Here is a 26,488-nt window from a genome sequence, read left to right on the forward strand (position 1 = left end):
ATCAAACCATGCAGAAGCCGCCGTTGACGCTCAGTACCTGGCCGGTGATCCAGGAAGCGCCATCGGAAGCCAGGAAAGCCACGGTCGGCGCGACGTCGACCGGCTTGCCGATGCGGCGCAGCGGATACTGCTTGACGATCTTGTCGCGGTTGGCAGCCAGGAATTCCGGATCGGAATGGGCAGTCTCGATCAGGCCCAACGAAATGGCGTTGGCGGTGATGTTGGCGCGGCCAAGCTCCTTGGCGAGCGACTTCATCAGGGCGATACCGCCGGCGCGGGCAGCCGCGGCGATGGCCAGATTGCTCTCGCCGATGCGGGAAGAATCGCCGGCCAGCGTGATGATGCGGCCACCGTTCTGCTTGATCATGTGCGGCGCCACCGCGTGGCAGGTATGGATAGTACCGTACAGGCAAACGTCGATCTGCTTGGCCCACTGTTCCGGCGTGGTGTTAACGAAGCGCTCGGTGATCACCAGGCCGGCATTGTTGACCAGGATATCGATGCGGCCGAAGTCGTTCATGATGGCATCCACCATTGCCGTCACTTCTTCATACTTGCCGATATTGGCGCGATAGGCGCGCGCGTTGCCGCCGAGTTTTTTGATTTCCTCTACCACCGCTTCCGCTTCAGTCGCCGAGCTGTTGTAGTTGACCGCGACCGTGGCGCCTTCTGCCGCCAAAGCCAGGGAAATTTCACGGCCGACATCGCGGCCCGCACCGGTCACCAGGGCAACCTTGCCTTGCAGTTTTGCGCTCATTTACATCTCCTTTGAATTGGATTTCTGTTTTTCGATTAATTGGAAAAGGCGTTCCGGCGTTACCGGTAATTCCTGGATTTCGATACCGAGCGGCGCCAGCGCGTCCGATACGGCATTGGCGATGGCTGCCGGCGCACCGATGGTGCCGCCCTCGCCCATGCCACGGAAGCCGCCGATGGTGGCCGGCAGCGCCGACTCGACATGCAGCACCCGGGTGTCCGGCACTTCCGGCGCCGATGGCGCGACATAGTCGACCAGGCTGGCAGTCAGCAACTGGCCGCGTTCGTCGTAGATCACTTCCTCGAACAGCGCGGCGCCGATGCCTTGCGCCACCGCGCCATGCGCCTGGCCCTCGACGATCATCGGATTGATCACGCGTCCGCAATCGTCCGCCACCAGGTAATCGGTGACATGCACCATGTAGGTTTCCGGGTCGATCTCGACCATGGCGATATGCGTGGAAGAACTGGTGGTGCCCCAGACCGGGTCGTAGGATTGCGTTTCTTCCAGCACCTCGATGACATCCTTCGGCACCTTGCCCATCTGCGAATACACCGTGTCGGCGATGTCGGCGATGGTCATGCTGCGGCCATTGTCGGCGGCAGTCGCCACGCCCTGGCTGATGCTGATGTACTGCGCGTGGCTGCCCAGCAGATGCGCCGCGATCCGCTCCAGCTTCTCGCGCAGTCCGCGCGCCGCCAGCGTGCCGGCGCCGCCTGCCAATACCGCGCTGCGACTGGCGTAGGTGCCGGTGCTGTGCGACACTGCGGCCGTGTCGCCGTGCACCACCGTGATGTCCTCGAAGCGCGCTCCCAACTCGTCGGCGACCACTTGCGCCAGCGAGGTTTCGAGGCCCTGGCCGTGTGAAGCGATACCGAAGGAAGCGGTGATCGCGCCGCTCGGATCGATCTTCAGGTTGCAGATTTCGGTCCCGGTATTGATCGGCATGCCGGGCGAGGCCGAGATGCGCGAACCGATGCCGGAAAGTTCGGCATAGGACGAGATACCGATGCCGACCCAGCGCCCTGCCGCGCGCGCTTCTTCCTGCTTCTTGCGCAAGGTGGCGTAATCGACCGTTTCGCAGGCACTCTCCAGGCATTCGATGAACCCCGAACGGTCCCAGACGATGCCCGGCGCGGTCTTGTAAGGAAATTCTTCAGGTCGGATCAGGTTGCGAAGGCGCATCTCCTTGGGATCCATGCCGAGCTTGTGCGCCGCCATATCCACCAGCCGTTCCATGACGAAGGTGGAAGTCGGCCGGCCGACGCCGCGATACGGGCCCGTGGGCGATTTCGAAGTCGCCACGCCACGCACCTTGCCGTGATAGACAGGCACGCGATACGGACCCGGCATGAAGCTGATCACCTGCACAGGCTCCAGGCCTGCAGTCCAGGGGTAGATCGAATAAGCGCCGACGTCGCCGATCACATTGGCGCGCAAGCCGAGGATTTTGCCGTCATGGTCCACCGCGATTTCGGCATCGACGGTTTCATCGAATGCCTGGCTGGTAGACGCCAGGTCTTCCATGCGGTCGCCGGTCCACTTCACCGGGCGGCCGAGATGCCGCGCCAGCGCGCACACCAGGATTTCCTCGGGATAGAGCGAACCCTTGCCGCCGAAACTGCCGCCGACGTCGGGCGCTATCACGCGCATGCGGCTGCCGGGAATGCCCAACACCTCCACCAGCGCATCGCGCACGATGCCCGGGCTACCGGTCGAGGAATGCAACACCATCGAGCGCTTGCCCTGATCGTACTCTGCCAGGTAGGTGCGGTTTTCCATCGCCAACGGGGTCTTGCGGTGAAAGCGGAAACGCCCGCCCACCTTGACCGGCGCTTGCGCCATCACTTCATCGATGTCGCCACGGCGGAATTCACGTTTCACCAGAATATTCGTGCCGGCTTCCTCGTGCAACAGCGGCGCGTCCGGCTCGGCGGCAGCTTCCGGATCGACCACGTTGGGCAGTAATTCGTAATCGATATTGACGAGTTCCATCGCATCTTCGGCGATGTAGCGGCTTTCGGCCACGATCGCCACCACCGGCTCGCCGACAAAGCGCACCTTGCCGCGCGCCAGAGGATAGATGGCGGTCGGATGATACTCCGGCATTTTCGACGTCGCATACACCGGCTTGACCATGCCTTCCATGTCCTCGGCGGTAAAGATGCCGACGACTCCTGGCAATGCCAAAGCGTCGGCATAATCGATGCCGACGATACGCGCATGCGACTGGTCGCTGCGGCGGAAGGCGATGTGCAAGAGGCCTGCCACCTGCTTGTCATCGGTATAGCACCCGTGCCCGGTCAGCAGGCGCGGATCTTCAGAGCGCTTGACGCGCTGGCCAACCAGCTTCGACTTGCTTGCTGTTTCCATGTCTCTTGAATTCTGTCTTGTTCGTTGATGTGGGACCGCGCACTCGCTTTAGTCGTCAAACTCGTTAGTCGTAAAACTCCGCGCCCTTTTTCAGGGTTTGCCATTGCTCGTCATCGTGCCCGAACAGGACAGTAGCCCCGCCCGCCTCGATGCGGCGAATCTCTTCCATCGATTTGGCCGACTGTTCGACATTCCAGGTATTACGCGGATGAAAATCGCGCTCCAGGTTGGTGCGCATGGCCACCGAATCCGACGCGAGCAGGAATGCGCCGGATTTATCCAGCGATACCAGCGCAGCAGTCATGCCGGCGGTGTGTCCAGGCACCGGCACCAGCACCACGCGGCCATCGTTGAACAAGTCGCGCTCGCCATCGATGGTTTCCATCGGCATGGGCTGCTTCCAGTCGACCGGCAAAAAGCCCATCTTTTCGGCGTCCTCGCGCCGCGCCGCTTCCAGCTCGCGGGCATGGCAAATCACCGTGGCTTTCTTGAAGAATTCATTGCAGCCGCAGTGATCGGAATGAAAATGCGAATTCACCACCACGTCGATATCGTCCGGCGTCACGCCGATGGCAGCCAGCTGGTCCACCACATTGTCCTTGGGCCCGGAAATCGGTGCCATTGCCCGCGCCATCGCGCCCCAGCGACCTTCGGCGTCATGCGCCGTCGATGGATGGCAACCGGTATCGAACAGGACATTGCCCTGCGGATGCCGCAGCAGATAGCAGGACACCGGCAGCTCGACCAGTTCCGCGCGATCCGCTTCCGGAACGTAGACGCTTTTTTTCATGCGCAGGCGGCCGCCCGAGAGTACGTGCATCTTCATCATGCCTCCTCCTTGCTGCGTTCCTTCACCAGGCGCACAGCACTGACAATGTTTTGATAACCGGTGCAGCGGCACAGATTGCCGGACAGGCCGTCGCGGATCTGTTCATCGTTCTCCAGCGGATATTTCTGCAGCATGTCGGTACAGGTCATCAGCATGCCCGGCGTGCAGAAGCCGCACTGCAGGGCATGGCATTCCTGGAAGGCTTCCTGCAGAGGATTCATCTTTTCCACGCTGCCCAGTCCTTCGACGGTCTGGACCTCGCAACCATCGGCCTGCACCGCCAGCATCAGGCAGGAGCGCATGCTGCTGCCGTCCACCATGATGGTGCAGGCGCCGCAGACGCCATGCTCGCAACCGATATGGGTGCCGGTCAGGCCGAGCGTGTTGCGCAAAAAGTCTGCCAGCAGCATGCGCGGCTCGACCTCGCGGCGGTACTTGGTGCCGTTGACGGTCACGGTGATTTCTTGGGTATCGATCATGCTTGTTCTCCAATGGCGCGCTGCCAGGCCGTGGCGACGGCGCGGCGCACCAATACGCCAACCAGGTGGCGGCGGTAATCTCCGGATGCATGCAGGTCGGTGGCAGGCTCGACCGCGTCGCGCACCGCCTTGACGATGTCATCCAGGGTTTGTTCATCGACCGCCTGGTTGAACAGGATGGTCTCGGCGTCGTACATGCGCATGGGCGTGTCGCCCACGCCCATCACGCCGACGCGCGATTCGGTGACGATGCCGTTCTCCGCCTTGATCACCACGCCGACCGCGGCGAGGGCAAAGTCGCCGGCGCGGCGCGCCACTTCCTCGAAGGCCCAGCCATGTTGCGGCGGCAGGCCCGGCAGGCGGATTTCGACGACGATTTCATCTTCTTCCACGGCGGAAGTCAGCGCGGCAACGAAGAATTCCTCCGCCGGCACGGTACGCCTGCCTTTCGACGACGCGATAACGATTTCAGCATCGAGCAGCACCATCATCAGCGGCAATTCGGCGGCCGGGTCGGCATGCGTGATGCTGCCGCCGATGGTGCCGCGATTGCGGATCGCCAGATGGGCGACGAATTGCATGGCAGCGTTCGCGACCGGGAACAGGCGCTTGACCAGCGGCGAGGTTTCCATCGTGTGGTGACGGGTCAGCGCGCCGATGCGCAAGCCGCCGTCCGGCTGCTCTTCAAGAAAGTCGAGTTCGGCAATGCGGTTAATGTCGATCAGCACTGCCGGGTTCAGCAGGCGGAAGTTCAGCATCGGCATCAGGCTCTGGCCGCCGGCGATGATCTTGCCATCGCCATTGGCCTCAGCCAGCGCTGCCAGCGCTTCGTCCAGCGTGCTCGGCCGGAAGTAATCGAACTTGGGCGGCTTCATGCGTTTATTTCCCCAGGAAGACTGGCTGGCGTTTTTCCACGAATGCCTGGCGCGCATCGCGGTAATCGTCGCTGCCGACGGCGCGTTCGACCACCTGGCGCACGGTCGTGTCATTCAGAACGCCCATGCCCATGGTCAGGCCGTTGAGCAAGACCTTGGTGCCGGCGATGGTCAGCGGCGCGTTGTCGGCCATGACGGCGGCAAAGGATTTGGCTGCACGCATCGGGTCGGCCGCCACGCGATCGACGAAGCCGATGCGGTGCCCTTCCTCGGCGCCGAATTTCTTCGCCGAATACAGGATGCGCTTGGCATTGGCCACGCCCACCAGCGCCAGCAGACGCTGGGTGCCGCGCACGCCATAGACGATCGACAGGCGCGCAGCAGGAATGCCGAACTGCGCGGATGTCGCGGCGACACGGAAATCGCAGGACATCGCCAGGTGGCAGGCGCCGCCCATGCAGTAACCGTTGACCACGGCGATGGTCGGCTTCGGGGTGGCGGCGATGGCGTCGCAGCAGGCATCCACCGCCACTTCATATTCCACGCCCTGCTCCACCGAAGCGCGCACCTTGGAGAATTCGGCGATGTCTGCACCACCGCTGAAGTTACCGCCGGCACCAGTCAGGATGATGGCGCGCACCTTGGGATCGCGGCCAAGCTCGGTAAAGATGCGCCCGAGGTCGCGCCACATCTGCAATGTCACGGCATTACGCTGCTTGGGACGGTTCAGTGTGACGATGGCAGCCTTGTGGCGCACGCCGTTACTCGCGGGAACCTTGGCGGCAGGCTGCGCCGGCGCGGCCTGCGCGCGTCCCAGCAATCGTGCCAGCCAGCCGCCGGAATTGTTCTGCACCATGACCGGCGGCTCGTCTTCTTCCTGCACATCCACCAGGGTCACGAGGATATCGTCTGACACCGGCATCGCGCCGCCAGCCTCCGGCACGGCGGTCGCGACCGAAGTGGAAGCCGTTTCGCCCGAAGAAGCCGCTACACCCGAAACAGCTGCTGCGCCCGCGTCAGCCTGCGCGGCGCCGGTGCGGCTTTGAATCACCTCGTTAAAGCTGGCGAAGAACTGGTCAGCCATCTTGCGCGCGGTGGAGTCGATCATGCGCGAGCCGAGCTGGGCAATCTTGCCGCCGATGTTGGCGGTCACGCCATAACGCAGCAGGGTCGATGCGCCTTCATCTTCGAGCTGCACGGTGATTTCCGCCTTGGCGAAACCGGCGACGCCACCCTGTCCCTCACCGATCAGGCGATAGCTTTCCATCGGCACGATATCAGTCAGCGTGACCTTGCCGGAAAACTTGGCCTTGATCGGACCGACCTTGACCACCACCAGCGACACCAATTCGGTATCCGAATTTTTCTCCAGCGATTCGCAACCCGGGATGCAGGCTTTCAGCACTTCCGGGTCATTCAAGGCTTCCCACACTACCGCGCGCCTCGCCTCCAGGCGAATCTCGTCTTTCATTTCCATGTTTCTTGTCCCAATCTGTGTCGGCTATTGCGATGATTTCCGATGAATGACTGCTCAGGCCGCGCCCTACACCCGAAGCGGCTCCAGTGCATTGCGCAGCGCCTGCGGCAAGCTGGTAGGCCGGTTGCTGGCGCGGTCCACATAGACATGCACGAAGTGGCCCTGCGCGGCGGCGACGTCATCGTCGTTGCGGAAAATGCCGAGTTCGTAGCGCACGCTGCTATTGCCCATGTGCGCAACGCGCACGCCCACGTGAATCGTGTCGGGGAATGCCACCGAACTGAAATAGCGGCACTGGGTTTCGACAACCAGACCGATTACGTCGGATTTGCCGATATCCAGCGCGCCCTGGCCGATCAAGTAATCATTGACCGCCGTGTCGAAGTACGAGTAATAGACGACGTTGTTGACGTGGCCGTAGGCATCGTTATCCATCCAGCGCGTGGTGATGCGATGGAAATGGGCAAACGCGGCGCGGGTTTCTGCAGGTTTTTTTTCGCTCACAGTACAGCCTCGTAAATGGCAAGCGCGTCGTCGTAAGTAATCTCGCGCGGATTGTTGATGAGAAGGCGGGTTTGTTTCATGGCGTCTTCCGCCAGTTGAGGCAAGTCGTTTTTCGCGATCCCGACTTGCGACAGACGCGTCTGCAAGCCGAGTTCGACCGGCAGTTCCGCCAGCGTCTTGACCAGCTCCTGGCATTTTTCGCGGGTGCTGCCGAACCTGCCGGGCGTCACGATGGAAGCCAGCTCGGCATACAGGCCCTGCGCTTCCTTGGCATTGAACTGCAGGACCGCCGGCAAGACGAGCGAATTCGACAAGCCGTGCGGCACATGGAAGCGCGCGCCGACCGGATAAGCCAGGGCATGCACGCCTGCTACCGGCGCATTGGCGAAGGCCATACCGGCCAGCATCGCTCCCAGCAGCATGTTATGGCGGGCTTCGCGGTTACTGCCGTTGCGGCAGGCTTCATGGATATTGCCGCACAAGAGGCGCAAGGCTTCGCGCGCCAGGCAATCCGAGACAGTATTCTTCAAACGCTTGCTGGTATAGGCCTCGATCGCATGCACGATGGCGTCGACACCGGTTGCCGCGGTGACTTGCGGCGGCAAGCCAAGCGTGAGGTCGGCATCGAGCACAGCCCAGTCGGGCACGATGACCGGCGTCACCACGCCTTTCTTTTCGCCCTCGCCGGTCGTCACGATGGAAATCGGCGTGACTTCCGAACCCGTTCCCGCGGTAGTCGGCAGCAGGATCAGCGGCAGGCGCGGGCCCTTCGCTTGTCCCACGCCGTAGATATCCGCCAGCTTTTCCTTACCCACAGCCAGCAAGGCCACCAGCTTGGCCACATCCATCGAACTGCCGCCGCCTAGGCCGATGACGCCATCGGCATTCACACTTTTAGCTGCCTCGGTAGCGGCGGCGATCACGGCTTCCGGCGGATCGGCCTGCACATCGGTATAGACGCTGACGGCAATGCCGCTCGCCGCCAGGCCCTTAAGGGCAGGCTCCAGCAGGCCGGCCTGCTCGACGCCCTTGTCGGTCACCAGCAGAACCGATCGGCAACCCAACTTGGCAGCAAGTTCGCCCACGCGGGCGGAACTGCCTGGACCGACCAGACTGGAACGCGGAGATTGAAATTCGAAAGTCTGCATGTGCTCTCCTCTTTATATTGTGAAGGGGTGTCTCCTCCCCGGCGAATCGCAACTTAAGTGCAATTCGTCACTTGCATAACTAAACTATACACAGCACCATACCGCTTGACAAGCAGGCAGTCGAATATTTTTATTTCCATATAAATTACGCCACTTCACCCCATAAGCCCCTTTACTTTAAATACTTTCATAAATAGACTAGTAACTGGTTAAACCGAATTAATTGGAGTTGACCGGCCGCATCCGCCTGCACTTGCGCAGGAATACAGGAGACAGACCATGGATAGCATCGACCTCGAAGTATTGAAGACCGCCATCAGCTGGTCGCAAAGCGGCGCTTATACCCTGCTGGTGACGGTAGTGCGCACCTGGGGATCGGCGCCGCGCCCGGTCGGCTCGATGATGTGCATCCGGGAAGATGGCCATGTGCGCGGCTCGATTTCGGGCGGCTGCATCGAGGATGACCTGATCCGCCAGGTCCGGTCGGGCGAATACCGCGCCACGACGCCACAAACCATGACCTATGGGATTTCCGCCGACGAAGCGCATCGTTTCGGCCTGCCTTGCGGCGGCACGCTGCAGATCGTGCTGGAATACGTCAGCGAACAATCGCAATTGCCAGCCTTGCTGCAGGCAGTCAGCCGGCAAGGCCTGATGACGCGGGAGCTTGACCTCGCCAGCGGCGCCATCACCCTTACACCGGGCGCTCATGCCACATCGCTCTCCTTCGACGAGCAGCGCCTTGTCACCGTGCATGGCCCGCGCTATCGCCTCATCATTGTCGGCGCCGCGCAATTGTCGCGCTATGTCGCCAGCATGGCGAAAAGTCTCGATTACGAAGTGATTGTCTGCGACCCTCGCGAGGAATATCTGGATGAGTGGGATATCGATGGCGTGCAGCTGTCGCGTGAAATGCCGGATGACCTGATTCTCGCGCTCGAACTCGATGCCCATAGCGCCGTGCTGACACTGACCCACGATCCGAAGCTTGACGACATGGCGCTGCTGGAAGCCCTGAAGTCGCCGGCCTTCTATGTCGGCGCCATCGGCTCGCGCGCCAACAATGCCAAGCGGCGTGAGCGCCTGGCGCTGTTCGATATCACCGATGCCGAAATCGACCGGCTCCATGGCCCCGTGGGCATGTACCTGGGCGCCAGGACGCCGCCGGAAATTGCCATCTCCATCCTGGCGGAGATGACGGCCATCCGTAATGGCGTGCCGGTACTGCAAACGCATGCCCTGCGCCCGCAACCTGTTGCGCTGGAAGCTTCGGCTTGCGCCCTTTCCTGAGCATGCACATGCAGCCCGAACAAGATCCAATGGCCAGCCACTCTTCTTCAGCTTATGCGGGAATCCTGCTCGCCGCCGGCCGCGGCAGCCGCTTCGATCCCGCAGGCCGACAAAACAAGTTGCTGCAATTGCTTGCCGATGGCGAAACGGTGGTCGCTCATGCAGCCATGAATCTGCGCGCAGCGCTATGCCATACGCTAGCCGTCATTCCAGCAGGCTCGCCTTTACTGACTACACACCTGTCGTCCAAGGGAATCGCCGTCAGCAAGTGCCTGGACGCTGCCAGCGGCATGGCTGCCTCGCTGACACATGGCTTGCGGCAAACGCACGACGCGCTTGGCTGGGTCATCGCGCTTGGCGACATGCCCTTCGTTAAAGCCGATACGATTCATCGCCTCATCGAGGCCTTGCGCCAGGGTGCCGATATCGCCGTGCCTTGCTATCATGGACAGCGCGGCAACCCGGTTGCATTCAGTCGCCGCCATCTTGATCGGCTGCTGCAATTGTCGGGAGATGCCGGCGCCCGCCAGCTGCTGCAGGCTTACCCCTTGCAGGAAATCGAAGTCGATGATCCCGGCATTTGCCGCGATATCGACACCGTCGACGATTTACGCAATTGCAGAGATAAAAAGGAGAATGTGCATGCTTAAGGTTTATTCGATTGATGGCATCACCCCGGTGGTGCACCCCTCAGCCTATGTACATCCCAGCGCCGTGCTGATCGGCGACGTCATCATCGGCCCGCGTTGCTATATCGGCCCGCTGGCCAGCCTGCGCGGCGATTTCGGCCGCATCATCATCAACGAGGGCGCCAATATCCAGGATTCCTGCGTTCTGCATGGCTTTGAGGGTTGCGATACGCTGGTCGACGTCGACGGCCATATCGGCCACGGCGCGATTCTGCATGGCTGCCGCATCGAACGCGATGCGTTGGTAGGAATGAACGCCGTCGTCATGGACGACGCCGTGATCGGCGAATCCAGCATCGTCGGTGCCGGCGCATTCGTCAAGGCCGGCATGATCGTGCCGGCGCGCAGCCTGGTGATCGGCACGCCGGCCAAGATCCTGCGCACGCTGCGCGACGATGAAATCGCCTGGAAGCGCCTGGGCACCGCGCAATATCACGAGCTGACCACGCGCTCGTTGAACACCCTGCATGAAACCAGCCCGCTGACCGAAGTCGAACCCGACCGCAAACGGATACAGACCTCGACCAACAACAAGCCCAAAAGCCGGCAGGGTTAACCCGACTGCGCCGCCCTGTTCCTGACATCTCCATTCAGCAATGGACCGCCAACAACCCCAGCGAATCGAAGTTCCAATTGCCAGTGGCGAGCATGAAATCGAATTCAGGTGGATCGCACCGGAACGGCATCATGCTCCCGTCATAGTTTTCCTGCATGAAGGCTTGGGTTCGCTGGCTATCTGGGAAGACTGGCCGCAACGCCTGTGCGACGCCGCCGAATGTCGCGGTCTGATTTATTCGCGCTATGGCTACGGCCATTCCACGCCGCGTCCGCCGCAACAGGATTGGCCGCATGATTACCTGGAGCGCGAAGCGCGTGAATCCCTGCCGGCATTCCTGAAGGCGAAAGGACTGGATCCGGCGCGGGAGAAAATCATCCTGTTTGGTCACAGCGACGGCGGCACGATTGCCCTGCTGTATGCCGCCGCGTTTCCGCAAGCCGTCAGCGCCGTTATCTCGCTTGCTGCCCATGTATTTACCGAGAAGGTCGGACACGCCCGCATCGGCTATCTGCAAAGCGTCTGGCAATCGGGCGGATTGCGGGAAAGGATGGCACGCCTGCACGCCGCGCCGGACGAAGTCTTCGCGGGCTGGAGCAAGCTCTGGCTATCCCCCGACTTTCAATCCTGGGACATCACCTCGCTACTGCCGGGCATTACCTGCCCGCTGCTGGTAGTGCAAGGCCGGCAAGACCAGTACGGCACGCTAGCCCAAATCGACGCCATCCAGCGCCAGGTGCCGCATGCGCAAACTCATGTGCTGGAAAATTGCCGCCACGTCCCTCATCAGGAACAGCCGCAGGCATTGCTGGACGCCTGCCTGCGATTCCTGCACTCGATCTGAAAACCTGATCCTGAAGTTCTAGTCCAGCGCAGGTCCATCCTCGCCCGGGAGTTCAGCCAACCCCGCCCCCAGCAGCATGCGGGCCGAATCGCTCGGCAAGGCTTCAACCGATTTCAGCTTGCGCGACATCTGGCGGGTACGCACCTCGGCCTGCTCGATATTGCGCGCAGCGCGTTCCAGCGTGGTCTTGGTGGCAGCCAGCACTTCGCCGAACTTGCCGAACTCGGTCTTCACCGCGCCCAACACTTGCCACACTTCCGAAGAACGCTTTTCCAGCGCCAGGCTGCGGAAGCCCATCTGCAGGCTGTTGAGCAGCGCCGACAAGGTTGCCGGACCAGCGATACAGACACGGCAGCTGCGCTGCAATTCATCAGCCAGGCCGGGACGGCGCATGACTTCCGCATACAAGCCTTCGGTCGGCAGGAAGAGAATCGCGAAATCGGTGGTCAGCGGGGGAGAGAGATATTTTTCCGAAATGGTCTTGGCTTCGATACGCACCGCCTTTTCCAGCTCGCGCCCGGCCGCAGCAACACCTTCGGCATCGGCATGTTCGGCCGCTTCCACCAGGCGCTCGTACTGCTCCTTGGGAAACTTCGCATCGATCGGCATCCAGACCGGCGCCTGCCCTTCTTCCTGACCCGGCAGGCGAATGGCGAATTCGACACGCGCACCAGTGCCGGGAATCGTTTCGATATTCTTGCCGTACTGGTCCACGGTCAGCACTTGCTGCAGCAGCATCTCCAGCTGCACTTCACCCCAGGTGCCGCGCGTCTTCACATTCGTCAGCACGCGTTTCAAGTCACCCACGCCGACCGCCAGCGCCTGCATCTCGCCCAATCCCTGATGCACTTTTTCCAGGCGGTCCGACACCAGCTTGAAGGATTCACCCAGGCGCTGTTCCAGCGTCGCATGCAGCTTCTCATCGACTGTCTTGCGCATCTCTTCCAGGCGCAAGCCATTATCGGTTTGCAGGTCTCGAATCTTGGTCTCCAGCGTCGCGCGCACTTCCAGCATGCGCTGCGCGCTCGATTCGGAAAGCGCCGTCAGGCTCTGCTGCAAGGTATCGGCAAAGCGCTTCAGGGATACCGCCTGTTCTTCGCGCGAGGACTGCGACTGCATGGCGATTGCCTGCCGCATGTTTTCCAGTTGCTGGATGCTGGCTTCATTGAGCTTGGCCAGCTGCTGCGCGAAGCTGTCGATCTGGCTATTCTGGATGGTGGCCACGCTGGTCATCTGCGTCGCCATGGTTTGCTGGAATTGCGCCAGGCTGCCGGTCAATTCCTGGCGTGTGCCCTGTCCCGACGCCTGCACCTGTGCGCGCAATTCACGTTCGATGCGCTCACTAGTTTGCTGTTGATGGGCGCGCAAGTCTTCCTGCAACTGGTTCAGGCGCGATGTGATATCACTTCCTTTTCCTCGCAGGAGAAGCATGACTTGCAACACGAGTATGGATGCCGCCAACAGCAGCAAGATGATTTCGGTAAGGCTCATAGTCGATTCCGCGGCGCCGGCAGCGCCATCAGTCGTGATAACAGGAGTGAAAATTCAGAAACGGCGCATCAGCCCGGCGTATTGCGCATCCAGTCCGCAGTCTGATAGAACGATTCCATCAGCCGCTGCTGCATCGCTTCTTCGACGCCGACATCCAGCATCGCCCAGGCCATGCAACGCAACCACTGGTCGCGCTCGTCCGAAGCGATAGCAAAAGGCAAATGTCTTGCGCGCAGGCGCGGATGGCCGAAACGTTCGATATACAGGCTGGGCCCGCCCATCCAGCCGGAAAGGAACCAGAAAAGCTTGTCGCGCGAACTATCCAGCGGTGTCGGATGCATGGCGCGGATGCCGGCAAATTCCGGCTCCAGGTCCATCAGGTCGTAAAACCTGTCCACCAGCTCGCGCAGCTTTTCTTCCCCGCCGATCTGTTCGTATGGAGTCGGCTGTTGCGACTCCGATTCAACTTCGTTACTCATGGCGCCAATGATAGCGCATCGGCCCGCCGCCGTCGCCTGAAATGTCCCGCCCGCGCGGGTTCAGGCCTCGCGCAGAGTCTGCAGTGGGGGTTGATGCAACACGCTGCGCAGGGCGATCCAGCCACCGATAAAGGCGCAGACGATGCCTACCGCCAGGCCGGCAAGCCAGACCGTCGGATCGAATATGTAGTCGAATTTAAAAACAAATCGCGCCAGCGCCCAGCCCACCGCCGCCGCGCCAGTGGCCGCCAGCACGCCCGCCAAGCCGCCGACCAGCGCAAACTCGATGCGTTGAGCCTGCGACAACTGGCTGCGCGTGGCGCCAAGCGCACGCAACAGGCCCGCTTCACGCGTGCGCTCATCCTGCGAACCCATCAGCGCCGCATACAGCACCAGCACACCCGCCGCCAGCGTAAACAGGAACAGGAATTCCACCGCAGCCACCACCTGATCGACCACGCTTTGCACCTGGCGGATGATGCTGCCGACATCGACAATCGTCAGGTTCGGAAAGTCGCGCGTCAATTCGTTGACAAACCCGCCATGCTTGGGCGGCAGATGGAAGGCGGTGATCCAGGTCTGCGGCATATCATGCATCAGCGACGGATTCAGGATGACAAAGAAATTGACGCGCATCGAGCCCCATTCAAGCTTGCGCAGGCTGGTGATCGGCGCCGTGACGGTTTGACCGCCGATGTCGAAGGTCAGCCTGTCGCCGAGCTTCAGGTTCAGGGTCTTGGCCAGGCCTTCCTCGACCGAGGCTTCCGGCTTGCTGCCGTCATACCATCGTCCGGCAGTGATGCGGTTTTGCGGCGGAATTTGCGTCATGGTCGACAGATTGAATTCCCGGTTGACCAGGCGTTGCGCGCGGTCTTCGGTATAGGTATTGCCATTGACCGTGGAGCCGTTGATCTCTACCAGGCGGCCGCGGATCATCGGATAGAGCTCGACATCGTGCTCGCCGAGCGAGACCAGGCGCCGCTCAATCTCGTCTTTCTGGTCAGGCTGGATATTGATGACGAAACGGTTCGGCGCATCGGCAGGCGTCGCCTGATGCCAGGCATCCACCAGGTCGCCCCGGATTACCGTCAACAGCAACAACGACATCAAACCCAGCGCCAGCGCCACGATCTGGATCACGGTAGCGCTGGCCCGGCGCTGCAATCCCGTAACGGCAAAGCGCCACGCCGCATGCGGCAAGGCCGTGCGCAGAGGACGCAACACCTGCAATCCGGCCCAGCCGACCAGGGCGAACACGAGCATCCCGCCCAGGAATCCGCCAGCGGTCAGCAACCCCAGCTTGAGATTACCCGACTGCCATAGCAGCAAGGCAGTGAATGCCCCCAGACCAAACAGATAGGTCGCCAGCGTCAATGGCTTGGGCACATCCTGTTCGCGCCGGATCACGCGATTATGAGGCACTTCCCGCAGCTGCAGGATCGGCGGCATGGCAAAACCGGTCAGCAGCAACAAGCCCGTCGCCATGCCCTGCAAGGCCGGCAGCCATCCGGGCCTGGGCAATTCCGTCGCCACCAGCTTGCCCAGCCATTCCAGCAAGATGAAATGCGCGCCGAATCCCGCCAGCACGCCGATGGCGCTGCCTATCAGGCCGACGATGATGAACTCGACAAGGAACAGCGTCGTTACCTGCCCCTGCGGCATGCCGAGGCAGCGCAACATGGCGCACGTATCGACATGGCGCAGCATGAAGCGACGCGCCGCCATTGCCACCGCCACCGCAGCCAGCATGGCGGTCAGCAGGCCAACGAGCGCCAGGAATTGTTCGGCACGCTCCAGGGTCGCCTGCATCTCAGGACGGCCCGATTCCAAGGACTCCAGCCGCACGCCCCTTGCATTGTCCCGCGCGATCGTATCCTGCAACCACTTCTGGTATGCCTTGACCTGCTCGGGCGGTCCCGCAACGAGCAGGCGGTATGTCACGCGCGAGCCATCCTGGACCAGGCCCGTCGCTTTCAGATCGGACAAGCGCAGCATCACGCGCGGTGCAAAGTTAGCGAAAGCGGCGCCGCGATCCGGCTCAACCGAGATGATGCGCGCAATGGAAAAGTGCATGTCGCCCAATTGCAGCTTATCCCCCACTTTCGCATTCAGACCTGTCAGCAAGGTGGGATCGACCCATACCGTACCCGGCGCGGGGATATCGCTTGCCGGCGTGGCGGGACCATCCGGCTGCAGCGCCACGCTGACGCGGCCGCGCAGAGGATATGCTTCGGAGACTGCCTTGATGGATGCCAGCTGCGACACGGACTGCGTGCCGCTGCCGGCCTGCGCCATGCTGGGAAAAGCCGCGGTATCGGCGACATTCAGGCCGCGCCGCTGGGCCTCTTCGCGCCAGGCACCAGACACCGGCTGATCGGCATTCACGACAAGATCGCCGCCCAGCAATTGATTGGCATCGCGCTGCAAACCGGCGCGCATGCGGTCGACAAAAAAGCCCACCGAAGACAGCGCAGCCACAGCCACGATTAAAGAAAGCATCAAAAAGCGCAGCTCGCCGGCACGCCAGTCGCGCGCCGTCATGCGCATGGCTTGCAGCAGCATGGATCGGTCCTTGGAAAACGTCGGCAACCGTTCAACCGGCAGCGTCGCGCGGCCGGCATCACAGGAATGTTTTACTTATTGTAATGAAATCCGTTCCAGCGGGCATGAGAACGTCCTGGCATGAAAAGCTCATGCCTTACATTGTCGAGCCCTTCATGGAATCGATATGCGTTTTCTCCCGTTGCCCCTGGCAAGGCGCGCAACGTTCGGCCATCGGCTGCACCTTCAGGCGTTCGAAGGGAATATCAAGGCCGCATTCGGCGCATTCGCCATACGTGCCATTGTCCATGCGCGTATAAGCATTTTGTATTGCACGCAGTTCGGTCAGGTCGCGCGTGACCGCTGCATTACCCAAATCGACAGACAAATCGGCAAAGGAAGCATCGCCCGGATCCGGAACCTCGGCCGCCACATCCGCATAGTTATCCTGCTGGCTCATTTCACGCCGAATATCCTCCCTCAAAGCGCGCTCGCGCTCTTGCAACATGTTTTTCAGTTCGGCGATCTGTTCGCTGTTCAATTCGGCCATGGCGTGGTTCCTGAAAAAATAATGACGTTTGATAATGAGGCGGCGGTGAAACATCCCTGTTCAGATTGTGCACCTACCCGCAACTCTCGCCCATTGATCCGTCATGTTCTTGTGACCTCTCGCAAGTCATGGCGTTCCTGCCACTCTTTAGATAGATGCAAGCCTATTCTCGCTTTGCCAATTGGCGATAAGCAACCTTGGAGATACAATAAAATATTGCCGCAACACAACATCGCGCAGTCTCAATTCACACCATGCCAGCTATTCAACTCATCGTCAGCGAAGCTGAACACAAGAAACTACAGGAAGACTATGAAAAACTGTCAGCCCTGTGGATTCAGCAAGGCCGTCAGTCTTCCCCGCCGCCTTTCGAACACTGGATTGGCGAACGCTTGATGAATGCGAATCGCATTTCTGCCGAAGGAATCGATCATATGCGGGTCTTTTCCGCAGTCGAACAGCTCATCACCAGCATGCATGTTCACGGATTTTGCCTGGCGCATGTGGTCGGCCAAACCGGTTCACCCGAAAAGTCATCGCAGGAATTTGCCGAAGCCCTTGTCCGGCATTTTGAATTGCCGACGCAATATATCAAGCGCCTGCAGGATGTTTTCACCTATTACCAAAAGGATGCCTCAAGCCTGACAGACAACGGCAGCAGCAAAGCTCCGGCGCATGCGTCTACGACTATCGAGAGCACATTCGAAGAGCTACTTGAGCGCACTACCACGGCGCTCGATCACCTGGGTACGGAGCGTGCCATCGGCCGCGTGGAAGGCGCCCTTGCCCTGCTGGTCAATCTGGGAATCATGGAACGGGAAACGGCCAGGGAAAAGACCCAGGCCTTCAAGGCACTGGCACGCGGCATGAAAAAAACATGATGTCGAGCCAGACTTAAGCGGAGGGCTTGCTCTCTCCATCACCCAGGCGCGCCAGTTGCACCAGCAGCGCTCCCTGCACCATCGATAAGGCAACGTTGCTGCCGAACTGGAAGCCACGCATGGCGGCGGCATCCATCAGATCCAGGACTTGTTCGCGGGTGAGAAAAGCGCAATCGTCGAGTCCCGGCAGTGCATCACGGTTCTTGCGGCTAATTTCGCTAACGATTTCTTCTGAGGTCATGTGTCACTCCAATCAAGCGAAATGGCTTACCTGCCGATAGGAGTTTTAACAATACCAATTGTTCCCGCAAAATTAATTGTCAACGCTCATATTTGCGGTGCGTTTAACTCAGAGTGTGAACTTTGTCAGGCGTATGCTGACATGCCTCATCCGTTCGTGGGCTTAAGCAATTCCAGGATGGCTGACAGTTCTTCGCGCACACGCCGAATATCGCTGACAGACGATGCTTCGGCAGCAGGAAGGCTGCCATTTCCGGATGCGGCAGCAACAGCTGAATTGTCCAGCCTGTTGCGCGCACCGCTGATGGTAAAGCCCTGCTCGTAGAGCAATTCGCGGATGCGGCGAATCAGCAGCACTTCATGATGCTGATAGTAGCGGCGGTTGCCGCGCCGCTTGACCGGCTTCAGTTGAGTAAATTCCTGCTCCCAGTAGCGCAAGACGTGCGGCTTTACCCCGCACAGTTCGCTCACCTCGCCGATTGTGAAATAACGCTTGGCGGGAATCGGCGGCAATGCCGTCGCCTCGGGCTTAATGATGGCGCGATCGTTCATGCACTAACTCAGGGTCAGGAAATGCTGGGTAGCGGCTTGCGGCAGGCGTCTTCGACCATGCCCTTCAATTTCTGGCTGGCGTGGAAAGTCACCACGCGACGCGCAGTGATGGGAATCTCCTCCCCTGTCTTGGGATTGCGGCCCGGGCGCTGCGGTTTGTCGCGCAGCTGAAAATTGCCGAAGCCCGACAGCTTGACCGATTCGCCGCGCTCCAGCGCATTGCGAATTTCATCGAAAAAGGTTTCGACCATATCCTTGGCTTCGCGCTTATTCAAGCCGACCTGTTCGAACAATAGCTCCGCCAACTCGGCCTTGGTCAAGGTCGGCAATTCCTTTTCCGCTTGCGAGCGCGCGCGGGCTTCCTGCATTGCGCGGTCCAGGTCAGCGGTCAAGATCGATTGAAATTCAGCCGAAGAAGTCACGTCATTCATGCTCAAACTCCCCTCCTGCTTCAGGCACGCAATTTTGCGCCATGTTTTTTGGTAGCGGCATCCAGTAAGGCAGCGATGGCCGCTTCCACTTTATCGTCCTGCAGGGTAGTTTGAGTATCTTGCAAGGTGAATCGGAAAGCAAGGCTTTTTTCGTTATTTTCCAATCCTTTGCCGCGATATTCATCAAATAAAACAATAGCTTGCACAATTCCGCATTCCGGGTTGGATGCTTTTTCGGCAACAAAGACATCCAGCAATTCCTGCGCCGGCAAGGCTTGCGGCACAACCAGGGCCAAATCGCGCGTCACCGGCGGAAATTTCGAGATTTCGCGATACACCGGCACCTGGCGCGACTGCAAAGCCTCGGCATCCACTTCAAACACGACAGGAGCAAGCGACAGGCCGTATTTTTGCTGCAAGCGAGGATGCAATTCGCCGATAAAGCCCACCTCGCGACCATCCAGCAAAACCTTTGCCGAACGACCCGGATGCAGTGCAGGATGTTCAGCTTTCTCGAAACGCAGCTGACGCGGCGCGAACAGCGCTTCCAGGTCGGCCTTCACATCAAAGAAATCGACATTGCGGGTAGCCTGCCCCCACTGCTCTTCCGCCACCGGACCGTATGCCAGTGCTGCGACACGTTTGGGCTGATTGAAACCAGCTACGGTCAGCGGTCCGTCTTGTACAGCCGGGTCTCGCAAGAATACCGCCCCCGTTTCGAACACGCGCACCCGGCTGATCTTGCGGTTCAGGTTGTAGCGCACATTGGCCACCAGGCTCGCCACCAGCGACGAACGCATCACGCTCATCTGGCTGGCGATCGGGTTCAGCAAGCGGATCGGATTCGTATTGCCGCAGAAATCGGCCTCCCAGGCTTCCTCGACGAAGCTGTAGTTGACCACTTCCTGGTAATCCAGGTCGGCCAACTGGCGCCGCACAGTGAAAAGCGAGCGGCGGTTTTCCGGCGCAATGCGCATTTCATTCGGTGCCACTGGCGCCACGGACGGGATATTCTCGAAGCCGTACACGCGCGCGATTTCCTCGATCAAGTCTTCCTCGATCTCGATATCGAAGCGGAAGGAAGGCGGCGTGACATCGAAACCATCTTCCGTCGCGGTGAATTCCAGGCCGAGGCGCGTGAAGATATCGGCGATCTGCGCTGCTTCCAGCGGCACGCCGATTACCCTGGCTGCGCGTGCGGTACGCACATGCAGCGGCTTGCGCTGCGGGAGATTGACGATCTGGTCGTCAATCGGGCCGACGATGGTCTTGTCTTTCTGGCCGCAGATCTCCACGATCAGCGCGGTAATGCGCTCGATATGTTCCACCGTCGTGGCGTAATCCACGCCGCGCTCGAAACGGTGTCCGGCATCGGTGGAAAAGTTGTAGCGACGTGAACGTCCCTGGATGGCCTGCGGCCACCAGAATGCCGCTTCGAGATAAATGTTTTGCGTATCGAGCGTCACGGCTGTGTCGTCACCACCCATGATACCGGCCAGCGATTCGATCGCGCGATCATCGGCGATCACGCCGACCCACTCGTCGACTTCGACGGTATTGCCGTTCAAGAGCTTGAGCGATTCGCCTTTTTTACCCCAGCGCACATCCAGGCCACCATGGATCTTGTCGAGGTCGAATACGTGTGTCGGCCTGCCCAGCTCGAGCATGACATAGTTGGAAATATCCACCAGTGCGGAAACCGAGCGCTGGCCGCTGCGCTCCAGGCGCCGCTTCATCCATTCCGGCGTGGCAGCGCGCGCATTAACGCCGCGGATCACGCGTCCCGAAAAACGACCGCACAGGTCTGGCGCCGACACTTTCACCGGCAGCTTTTCATCCGAGTTGACTTGGACAGGCGTAAAGGTTGGCTCCTTCAGCGGCGTGCCGGTCAGCGCGGAAACTTCACGCGCCACGCCCAGCACCGACAGGCAGTCAGCCTTATTCGGCGTCAGCTTGATGGTGAACTTCAGATCGTTCAGCAAATAGTAGTCGCGGAAGTTCTGTCCCACAAGTGCATCTTCCGGCAAATCCAATAGCCCTGCATGCTCGTCCGACAGACCAAGCTCGCGCGCGGAGCACAACATGCCCTGCGACTCGACGCCGCGCAATTTTCCAACCTTGATCTCGAACGGCTTGCCATCTGCACCCGGCGGCAGCACCGCGCCCGCCATCGCACACGCCACTTTCATGCCCGCACGGACATTGGGCGCGCCGCAAACGATATTCAGCAGCGTGCCAGTACCCGCATCAACCTGACACACGTTCAAGCGATCGGCATTGGGGTGCTTCGCCACTTCCAGCACCTTGGCCACCACCACGTTGGAAAACGGCTTGGCGACCGGTTCGACTTCCTCGACTTCCAGCCCTGCCATCGTCAGCATATGCGCCAGCTCATCCGAAGTCATCTTCGGATCAACCATCGTGCGCAGCCAGTTTTCGGAAAATTGCATAGTTCAGCCTTCAGATATTCAGGTGTCCTTCCCTCACAGGGAAGAAATAAAACTTCACGTCACTGTTCGTGCCAGGCGAGATTCAGATTAACCACATGCGTAAGCTACACATCGCCACGTCGCTCGACGGGTGCGCCCTTCTTGTTCAATTAAACTGCTTCAGGAAGCGCAAATCGCCTTCGTAGAACAGGCGCAGATCATTGATGCCATAACGCAGCATGGTCAGGCGCTCCAGGCCCGAGCCGAATGCAAAGCCAATGTACTTCTCCGGATCCAGGCCAAAATTGCGCACCACCGTCGGGTGCACCTGTCCGGCGCCGGAGACTTCCAGCCAACGTCCTTTCAGCGGGCCGCTACCGAAGGCAATATCGATCTCGGCAGAAGGCTCGGTGAATGGGAAATACGAGGGACGGAAACGCACCTGCAGGTCATCCGTCTCGAAGAATGCCTTGACGAAGTTCAGGTACACGCCTTTCAGGTCGGCGAAGCTGATGTCCTCGGCGATCCATAGGCCCTCGACCTGATGGAACATCGGCGAGTGGGTCGCATCGCTGTCGACGCGGTAAGTGCGGCCCGGCGCGATCACCTTGATCGGCGGTTTGTTCATGCGCGCATAGCGCACCTGCATCGGGCTGGTATGCGTGCGCAGCAGGAGCGGCTTGCCGGTGCTGTCCTTTTCCTCGATGTAGAAAGTGTCCTGCATCGAACGCGCCGGATGGTTTTCCGGACTGTTCAATGCGGTGAAATTATTCCAATCGGCCTCGATCTCGGGGCCGTCGGCAACGTCAAAACCGATCGAACCGAAGATTTCCTCGATACGCTGCCAGGTGCGCATCACCGGGTGGATGCCGCCCACGCCACGGCCGCGGCCCGGCATGGTGACGTCGATCGCCTCGGCGTTCAGACGAGCTTCCAGCTGGGCATTCGCCAGCGCATCGCGACGCGCAGACAGCGCATTTTCAATTTGTTCCTTGGCGGCGTTGATCACCGCCCCCTGGGCCTTGCGCTCTTCCGGCGCCAGCTTGCCCAGCCCCTTCATCTGTTCGGTAATCTGCCCGGTCTTGCCGAGATACTTTGCCTTCGCGTTTTCCAGCGCGGCGGCATCCTGCGCGGCGGCGAAATCAGCCTGCGCCTGGACGACGAGTTGTTCTAGGGGATTCATGCTCTGCCAATTCAAAATAAAACGGGGCCAAGGTGTCGACCTTTGCCCCGCCAGATTGCGCGACACCGAAGTGCCGCAAGCACTACTTAAGCAGCGATGTTGGCCTTCACCTGATTGACAATCGCGGCAAACGCCGGCTTGTCCATCACAGCCATATCAGCCAGAACCTTGCGGTCCAGCTCGATGCCGGCTTTCTTCAGACCGTTCATGAACACGCTGTAGGTCAGACCGTTTTCACGCGAAGCCGCGTTGATACGGGTTATCCACAAGGCGCGGAACACGCGCTTCTTGTTGCGGCGATCGCGGTAGGCGTACTGGCCTGCGCGCATGACCGCCTGCTTGGCGATGCGGAATACGGTGCTGCGGCGGCCGCGGTAACCCTTGGCTGCGTTGAGGACTTTCTTGTGACGGGCCCGTGCGGTAACCCCACGTTTAACTCTAGGCATGTTAGCTCCTTATGTGAGGGTTAGGCGAACGGCATCATCGCGCGAATGGAGTTCATGTTTGTCTCATGGACATCCACGGCTCCGCGCAACTGGCGTTTGTTCTTGGTGGTTTTCTTGGTCAGGATGTGACGCTTGAAGGCTTGACCGCGCTTGACGGTGCCACCCGGACGCACGCGAAAACGCTTCTTCGCGCTGCTTTTGGTCTTCATTTTTGGCATGACAAAATCTGTCCTTGATGGACAGCTCCATTTTTAGATGATTGCAGGTGGCAACACTTCGTTGCACTTGGATGCCTGCTTTCACTTGTTTTGCAACAGCATCGAGGCTGCTGCAGCTTGATGCCCTGCCCGTTACCGGACAAAGCATGCAATCTTATTTTTTCTTTTTCGGCGCCAGGACCATGATCATCTGGCGGCCTTCCATCTTTGGAAACTGCTCGACCTGGCCATACGGCTCCAGGTCAGCTTTCAATCGCTCCAGCACACGAACACCAATTTCCTGGTGAGCCATTTCACGGCCGCGGAAACGCAGCGTGATCTTGGTTTTATCGCCATCATCAAGGAACTTGATCAGATTGCGCAGCTTGATGTTGTAGTCGCCTTCGTCGGTACCCGGCCGGAACTTGATTTCCTTGACCGCGATAACCTTCTGCTTCAACTTCGCTTCGTGCGCTTTCTTCTGTTCCTGGTACTTGAACTTGCCGTAATCCATCAAACGGCACACCGGCGGCTGCGCGGTCGGTGCAATTTCCACCAGATCCACGTTAGCCTCTTCCGCCAGCTTGAAAGCTTCCGCAAGGCTGACAATACCAATTTGTTCGTTGTTGACCCCAGTGAGGCGCACTTCCGGCGCGGTAATTTCGCCGTTGATGCGATGCGATTTATCCGTAGCTATTGCAGTTTCCTTTAAAAATTAAATAATTAAGCCGTGCTCCGCGTCGGGAAGTCACGATCAGGTTTTGGTTTCGACCTCGTTCTTCAGGCGTTCCAGCAGCTGATCGACGGGCATTACACCCAGATCGACATTTCCTCGCGCACGCACGGCCACGGTGTTGGCATCCCGCTCCTTATCGCCGACGACGACGATATAAGGCAGCTTCTGAACCGAATGCTCCCGTATTTTATAGGTTATTTTCTCGTTGCGCAAATCGAGGTGGACCCTAAACCCTTGTTTTTTCAGGTTTTGTGCGACCATTTGCGCGTAATCAGACTGGGCATCCGAAATGTTCAGCACGGCAATCTGAACCGGAGCCAGCCAAAGCGGCAGCGCGCCGGCGTGATTTTCAATCAAGATGCCGATAAAACGCTCTAACGAACCGACAATTGCCCGATGCAGCATGACCGGCACTTTACGAGCATTGTCATCAGAGACATATTCGGCGCCCAGGCGGCCCGGCATGGAAAAATCGACCTGCATGGTCCCGACTTGCCAAGGACGGCCCAGCGAATCCTTCAGGTGATACTCGATCTTCGGTCCGTAGAAGGCACCCTCGCCCGGCAGCTCTTCCCAGGTGACGCCGCAGTTGCGCAGGCCGGTACGCAGAGTTTCCTCGGCCTTGTCCCAGACTTCGTCCGAACCGATACGGCTCTCGGGACGCAAGGCGATCTTGATGGAGATATTGGCAAATCCAAAATCCTTGTAGACCTGCATCGCCTGGGTATGGAAAGCGATGACTTCGTCCTGGATTTGGTCTTCAGTACAGAAGATGTGGCCGTCATCCTGCGTAAAGCCGCGCACACGCATCAGGCCATGCAAGGCGCCGGAAGGCTCATTGCGGTGGCACTGACCAAATTCACCGAAGCGCAGCGGCAGATCCCGATAGCTGCGCAGATCGGAATTGTAGATCTGCACATGGCCTGGGCAATTCATCGGCTTCAACGCATAGTTGCGGTTTTCCGATTCGGTCACGAACATGTTTTCGCGATAGTTTTCCCAGTGGCCGGTTTTTTCCCATAGGTTGCGATCCAGGATCTGCGGCGCCTTGACTTCCTGATAACCACTATCCTGATACACGCGGCGCATGTATTGCTCGACCTGTTGCCAGATGGTCCAGCCTTTCGGATGCCAGAAGATCAAGCCGGGCGCTTCGTCCTGGAAATGGAACAGATCGAGCTGCTTGCCCAGCTTGCGGTGGTCACGCTTTTCGGCTTCCTCCAGCATGTGCAAGTAGGCCTCCTGCTCTTCCTTCTTGGCCCAGGCAGTGCCGTAGACACGCTGCAGCATCTCGTTCTTCGAGTCTCCGCGCCAGTAGGCGCCGGCCAGCTTCATCAGTTTGAAGACTTTCAGCTTGCCCGTCGAGGGCACGTGCGGGCCACGACATAGGTCGGCGAACTTACCTTCGCTGTAGAGCGAGACATCCTCGCCTTGCGGGATCGCCTCAATCAGTTCAGCCTTGTAGGCTTCGCCGATGGATTTGAAATAAGCCACAGCCTCGTCGCGCGGCAGCACCTTGCGGGTGACCGGCTCATCCTTTTTCGCCAATTCAGCCATCTTCTTTTCGATGGCTTGCAAGTCTTCCGGCGTGAACGGACGCTTGTACGAAAAGTCGTAGTAAAAGCCATTTTCGATCACCGGGCCGATGGTTACCTGCGCTTCCGGGAACAGTTCCTTGACGGCGTACGCCAGCAAGTGAGCGGTGGAATGGCGGATTACATCCAGGCCTTCCGGATCCTTGTCTGTGACGATGGCGAGATCGACATCCTTGTCGATCAGGTAGGAAGTGTCGACCAGCTTGCCATCGACCTTGCCGGCCAATGCAGCCTTGGCAAGGCCAGCGCCGATGCTGGCAGCGACTTGCGCAACGGTGACTGGTTCGTCGAATTGACGTTGTGAACCATCGGGAAGGCGGATTGCAACCATTGTTTTCTCCATGCCGGCATATGGTTGCCAGCGGACGTTAGATTAATTTTACGAAATACGGACGAAAAAAAACGCGGGCCAGCCGCGTTTCATTCAGACGATGAAAGACTCGACTAGCGTCGCTGTGTACCTTTGGTGCTAGTTCGCGGTGTCATAACCTAGATGCCTTTCTCGCTCTTACAAAATGATGTTACCAAAACCACATACGGTAATTAACCCAGCAATTTTACCAAATTAATTAGTTCAGGTGGATTTTACAGAATGCCTAGCCAGATAGGGCTTCAACATTGACGCAGCATACAGATGTACATATTGGCCTAGGCACACGTCCCTTACTGAAATTACCCCAAAATGTTGGGATTCGCAAATGGGCACATTCGATGTGAGGGCACTTCAGAACTGAATTATCTGAATAGCATCCAACTTACTTTGGAGGCAATAATGACTAATCGATCATCTGAAACGAAGCCCAATACTCCAGATTCCGATCTGACCTGCTACCCAATTTAGTCCGGAATGGACATGGAATCTGCGGTTAAAAAACTATCTGCAAACTGGTCTGGGGCCAAGTAGCCCAGCGAGCTA

Annotated in this window: 26 protein-coding genes; 5 read left to right on the top strand and 21 right to left on the bottom strand. The window is 59.4% G+C overall.

Annotation, left to right across the window (positions count from 1 at the left end):
- Window position 1: 1 nt before the first annotated feature.
- The 8 genes from EDC30_RS16405 to EDC30_RS16445 all read right to left on the bottom strand — a co-directional run bounded on the left by EDC30_RS16405 (window position 2) and on the right by EDC30_RS16445 (window position 8,442).
- The gene (locus EDC30_RS16405) at window positions 2–757 is read right to left on the bottom strand and encodes an SDR family NAD(P)-dependent oxidoreductase (RefSeq protein ID WP_132259937.1); all 756 of its coding nucleotides are present in this window, start codon (window positions 755–757) and stop codon (window positions 2–4) included.
- Window positions 758–3,130 (bottom strand): xanthine dehydrogenase family protein molybdopterin-binding subunit, encoded by a 2,373-nt coding sequence (locus EDC30_RS16410; protein ID WP_132259938.1) that lies wholly within the window; start codon window positions 3,128–3,130, stop codon window positions 758–760.
- A gap of 64 nt (window positions 3,131–3,194) precedes the next feature.
- On the bottom strand, window positions 3,195–3,959 hold the full coding sequence (locus EDC30_RS16415; RefSeq protein WP_243656827.1) for an N-acyl homoserine lactonase family protein: 765 nt from the start codon (window positions 3,957–3,959) through the stop codon (window positions 3,195–3,197).
- Window positions 3,956–4,438, bottom strand: a complete 483-nt coding sequence (locus EDC30_RS16420) for a (2Fe-2S)-binding protein (RefSeq protein ID WP_132259940.1) — start codon at window positions 4,436–4,438, stop codon at window positions 3,956–3,958. Before EDC30_RS16420 ends, EDC30_RS16415 begins: the two co-directional genes overlap by 4 nt.
- Window positions 4,435–5,313, bottom strand: a complete 879-nt coding sequence (locus EDC30_RS16425; RefSeq protein ID WP_132259941.1) for an FAD binding domain-containing protein — start codon at window positions 5,311–5,313, stop codon at window positions 4,435–4,437. The genes EDC30_RS16420 and EDC30_RS16425 overlap by 4 nt, the downstream gene beginning before the upstream one ends.
- A gap of 4 nt (window positions 5,314–5,317) precedes the next feature.
- On the bottom strand, window positions 5,318–6,790 hold the full coding sequence (locus tag EDC30_RS19630) for an enoyl-CoA hydratase-related protein (RefSeq protein ID WP_207907311.1): 1,473 nt from the start codon (window positions 6,788–6,790) through the stop codon (window positions 5,318–5,320).
- A gap of 66 nt (window positions 6,791–6,856) precedes the next feature.
- Entirely contained in the window at window positions 6,857–7,294 is a 438-nt protein-coding gene (locus EDC30_RS16440; RefSeq protein ID WP_132259942.1) for an acyl-CoA thioesterase, read from the bottom strand.
- Window positions 7,291–8,442, bottom strand: coding sequence for an iron-containing alcohol dehydrogenase (locus EDC30_RS16445; protein WP_132259943.1), 1,152 nt, complete (start codon window positions 8,440–8,442; stop codon window positions 7,291–7,293). The genes EDC30_RS16440 and EDC30_RS16445 overlap by 4 nt, the downstream gene beginning before the upstream one ends.
- Window positions 8,443–8,721: 279 nt before the next feature.
- On the opposite strand from EDC30_RS16445, the gene EDC30_RS16450 reads away from it, so the two are divergent.
- The 4 genes from EDC30_RS16450 to EDC30_RS16465 are packed head-to-tail and all read left to right on the top strand — an operon-like array spanning window position 8,722 to window position 11,821.
- On the top strand, window positions 8,722–9,732 hold the full coding sequence (locus tag EDC30_RS16450) for an XdhC family protein (RefSeq protein ID WP_132259944.1): 1,011 nt from the start codon (window positions 8,722–8,724) through the stop codon (window positions 9,730–9,732).
- A gap of 8 nt (window positions 9,733–9,740) precedes the next feature.
- Window positions 9,741–10,382 carry a nucleotidyltransferase family protein gene (locus EDC30_RS16455; protein ID WP_243656828.1) on the top strand — a complete coding sequence of 214 codons (642 nt, stop codon included), beginning with the start codon at window positions 9,741–9,743 and terminating at the stop codon, window positions 10,380–10,382.
- Complete coding sequence (paaY, locus tag EDC30_RS16460; RefSeq protein ID WP_132259945.1) at window positions 10,375–10,977, top strand: phenylacetic acid degradation protein PaaY; 603 nt, start codon at window positions 10,375–10,377, stop codon at window positions 10,975–10,977. Before EDC30_RS16455 ends, paaY begins: the two co-directional genes overlap by 8 nt.
- A gap of 40 nt (window positions 10,978–11,017) precedes the next feature.
- Window positions 11,018–11,821, top strand: a complete 804-nt coding sequence (locus tag EDC30_RS16465; RefSeq protein WP_132259946.1) for an alpha/beta fold hydrolase — start codon at window positions 11,018–11,020, stop codon at window positions 11,819–11,821.
- 18 nt (window positions 11,822–11,839) lie between these two features.
- On the opposite strand, the gene EDC30_RS16470 is transcribed toward EDC30_RS16465, so the two are convergent.
- The 4 genes from EDC30_RS16470 to EDC30_RS16485 form a co-directional block, all read right to left on the bottom strand.
- A complete protein-coding gene (locus EDC30_RS16470) occupies window positions 11,840–13,312 on the bottom strand; it encodes a DNA recombination protein RmuC (RefSeq protein WP_207907312.1) in 1,473 nt (490 codons plus the stop codon).
- Between the two features lie 68 nt (window positions 13,313–13,380).
- A complete protein-coding gene (locus EDC30_RS16475; RefSeq protein WP_132259947.1) occupies window positions 13,381–13,791 on the bottom strand; it encodes a group II truncated hemoglobin in 411 nt (136 codons plus the stop codon).
- 60 nt (window positions 13,792–13,851) lie between these two features.
- Window positions 13,852–16,353 (bottom strand): ABC transporter permease, encoded by a 2,502-nt coding sequence (locus EDC30_RS16480; protein ID WP_132259948.1) that lies wholly within the window; start codon window positions 16,351–16,353, stop codon window positions 13,852–13,854.
- Window positions 16,354–16,489: 136 nt separating this feature from the next.
- Entirely contained in the window at window positions 16,490–16,882 is a 393-nt protein-coding gene (locus tag EDC30_RS16485) for a TraR/DksA family transcriptional regulator (RefSeq protein ID WP_165973860.1), read from the bottom strand.
- Between the two features lie 254 nt (window positions 16,883–17,136).
- On the opposite strand from EDC30_RS16485, the gene EDC30_RS16490 reads away from it, so the two are divergent.
- Complete coding sequence (locus EDC30_RS16490; RefSeq protein ID WP_132259950.1) at window positions 17,137–17,763, top strand: hypothetical protein; 627 nt, start codon at window positions 17,137–17,139, stop codon at window positions 17,761–17,763.
- Between the two features lie 13 nt (window positions 17,764–17,776).
- On the opposite strand, the gene EDC30_RS16495 is transcribed toward EDC30_RS16490, so the two are convergent.
- The 9 genes from EDC30_RS16495 to thrS form a co-directional block, all read right to left on the bottom strand.
- Window positions 17,777–18,004, bottom strand: coding sequence for a hypothetical protein (locus EDC30_RS16495; protein ID WP_132259951.1), 228 nt, complete (start codon window positions 18,002–18,004; stop codon window positions 17,777–17,779).
- Between the two features lie 146 nt (window positions 18,005–18,150).
- Window positions 18,151–18,555, bottom strand: coding sequence for a MerR family transcriptional regulator (locus tag EDC30_RS16500; protein ID WP_132259952.1), 405 nt, complete (start codon window positions 18,553–18,555; stop codon window positions 18,151–18,153).
- A gap of 14 nt (window positions 18,556–18,569) precedes the next feature.
- Window positions 18,570–18,986 carry an integration host factor subunit alpha gene (locus tag EDC30_RS16505; protein ID WP_132259953.1) on the bottom strand — a complete coding sequence of 139 codons (417 nt, stop codon included), beginning with the start codon at window positions 18,984–18,986 and terminating at the stop codon, window positions 18,570–18,572.
- A 20-nt stretch (window positions 18,987–19,006) separates the two neighbouring features.
- The gene (pheT, locus tag EDC30_RS16510) at window positions 19,007–21,436 is read right to left on the bottom strand and encodes a phenylalanine--tRNA ligase subunit beta (protein ID WP_132259954.1); all 2,430 of its coding nucleotides are present in this window, start codon (window positions 21,434–21,436) and stop codon (window positions 19,007–19,009) included.
- A gap of 145 nt (window positions 21,437–21,581) precedes the next feature.
- Window positions 21,582–22,598: a phenylalanine--tRNA ligase subunit alpha gene (pheS, locus tag EDC30_RS16515; protein ID WP_132259955.1), complete on the bottom strand. Its 1,017-nt coding sequence runs from the start codon at window positions 22,596–22,598 to the stop codon at window positions 21,582–21,584.
- An 86-nt stretch (window positions 22,599–22,684) separates the two neighbouring features.
- Window positions 22,685–23,044, bottom strand: coding sequence for a 50S ribosomal protein L20 (gene rplT, locus EDC30_RS16520; protein ID WP_132259956.1), 360 nt, complete (start codon window positions 23,042–23,044; stop codon window positions 22,685–22,687).
- Between the two features lie 20 nt (window positions 23,045–23,064).
- Window positions 23,065–23,262 carry a 50S ribosomal protein L35 gene (rpmI, locus tag EDC30_RS16525; protein ID WP_132259957.1) on the bottom strand — a complete coding sequence of 66 codons (198 nt, stop codon included), beginning with the start codon at window positions 23,260–23,262 and terminating at the stop codon, window positions 23,065–23,067.
- A gap of 154 nt (window positions 23,263–23,416) precedes the next feature.
- Window positions 23,417–23,938: a translation initiation factor IF-3 gene (gene infC, locus EDC30_RS16530; protein WP_132259958.1), complete on the bottom strand. Its 522-nt coding sequence runs from the start codon at window positions 23,936–23,938 to the stop codon at window positions 23,417–23,419.
- Between the two features lie 57 nt (window positions 23,939–23,995).
- On the bottom strand, window positions 23,996–25,903 hold the full coding sequence (gene thrS, locus EDC30_RS16535) for a threonine--tRNA ligase (protein ID WP_132259959.1): 1,908 nt from the start codon (window positions 25,901–25,903) through the stop codon (window positions 23,996–23,998).
- Between the last annotated feature and the right edge of the window lie 585 nt (window positions 25,904–26,488).

The organism is Paucimonas lemoignei (assembly GCF_004342585.1).
Lineage (GTDB): Bacteria > Pseudomonadota > Gammaproteobacteria > Burkholderiales > Burkholderiaceae_D > Paucimonas > Paucimonas lemoignei.

Coding starts and splice junctions, on each gene's coding strand:
- pheT (WP_132259954.1), bottom strand. CDS start 21,436: ATGCAATTTTCCGAAAACTGGCTGCGCACGATGGTTGATCCGAAGATG.
- EDC30_RS16445 (WP_132259943.1), bottom strand. CDS start 8,442: ATGCAGACTTTCGAATTTCAATCTCCGCGTTCCAGTCTGGTCGGTCCA.
- EDC30_RS16480 (WP_132259948.1), bottom strand. CDS start 16,353: ATGCTGCTGCAAGCCATGCGCATGACGGCGCGCGACTGGCGTGCCGGC.
- rpmI (WP_132259957.1), bottom strand. CDS start 23,262: ATGCCAAAAATGAAGACCAAAAGCAGCGCGAAGAAGCGTTTTCGCGTG.
- EDC30_RS16505 (WP_132259953.1), bottom strand. CDS start 18,986: ATGAATGACGTGACTTCTTCGGCTGAATTTCAATCGATCTTGACCGCT.
- EDC30_RS16420 (WP_132259940.1), bottom strand. CDS start 4,438: ATGATCGATACCCAAGAAATCACCGTGACCGTCAACGGCACCAAGTAC.
- EDC30_RS16485 (WP_165973860.1), bottom strand. CDS start 16,882: ATGGCCGAATTGAACAGCGAACAGATCGCCGAACTGAAAAACATGTTG.
- EDC30_RS16490 (WP_132259950.1), top strand. CDS start 17,137: ATGCCAGCTATTCAACTCATCGTCAGCGAAGCTGAACACAAGAAACTA.
- EDC30_RS16455 (WP_243656828.1), top strand. CDS start 9,741: ATGCAGCCCGAACAAGATCCAATGGCCAGCCACTCTTCTTCAGCTTAT.
- EDC30_RS16425 (WP_132259941.1), bottom strand. CDS start 5,313: ATGAAGCCGCCCAAGTTCGATTACTTCCGGCCGAGCACGCTGGACGAA.
- EDC30_RS16475 (WP_132259947.1), bottom strand. CDS start 13,791: ATGAGTAACGAAGTTGAATCGGAGTCGCAACAGCCGACTCCATACGAA.
- EDC30_RS16405 (WP_132259937.1), bottom strand. CDS start 757: ATGAGCGCAAAACTGCAAGGCAAGGTTGCCCTGGTGACCGGTGCGGGC.
- EDC30_RS16495 (WP_132259951.1), bottom strand. CDS start 18,004: ATGACCTCAGAAGAAATCGTTAGCGAAATTAGCCGCAAGAACCGTGAT.
- rplT (WP_132259956.1), bottom strand. CDS start 23,044: ATGCCTAGAGTTAAACGTGGGGTTACCGCACGGGCCCGTCACAAGAAA.
- EDC30_RS16465 (WP_132259946.1), top strand. CDS start 11,018: ATGGACCGCCAACAACCCCAGCGAATCGAAGTTCCAATTGCCAGTGGC.
- EDC30_RS16470 (WP_207907312.1), bottom strand. CDS start 13,312: ATGAGCCTTACCGAAATCATCTTGCTGCTGTTGGCGGCATCCATACTC.
- pheS (WP_132259955.1), bottom strand. CDS start 22,598: ATGAATCCCCTAGAACAACTCGTCGTCCAGGCGCAGGCTGATTTCGCC.
- EDC30_RS16410 (WP_132259938.1), bottom strand. CDS start 3,130: ATGGAAACAGCAAGCAAGTCGAAGCTGGTTGGCCAGCGCGTCAAGCGC.
- EDC30_RS16450 (WP_132259944.1), top strand. CDS start 8,722: ATGGATAGCATCGACCTCGAAGTATTGAAGACCGCCATCAGCTGGTCG.
- EDC30_RS16500 (WP_132259952.1), bottom strand. CDS start 18,555: ATGAACGATCGCGCCATCATTAAGCCCGAGGCGACGGCATTGCCGCCG.
- EDC30_RS19630 (WP_207907311.1), bottom strand. CDS start 6,790: ATGGAAATGAAAGACGAGATTCGCCTGGAGGCGAGGCGCGCGGTAGTG.
- EDC30_RS16415 (WP_243656827.1), bottom strand. CDS start 3,959: ATGATGAAGATGCACGTACTCTCGGGCGGCCGCCTGCGCATGAAAAAA.
- paaY (WP_132259945.1), top strand. CDS start 10,375: ATGCTTAAGGTTTATTCGATTGATGGCATCACCCCGGTGGTGCACCCC.
- thrS (WP_132259959.1), bottom strand. CDS start 25,903: ATGGTTGCAATCCGCCTTCCCGATGGTTCACAACGTCAATTCGACGAA.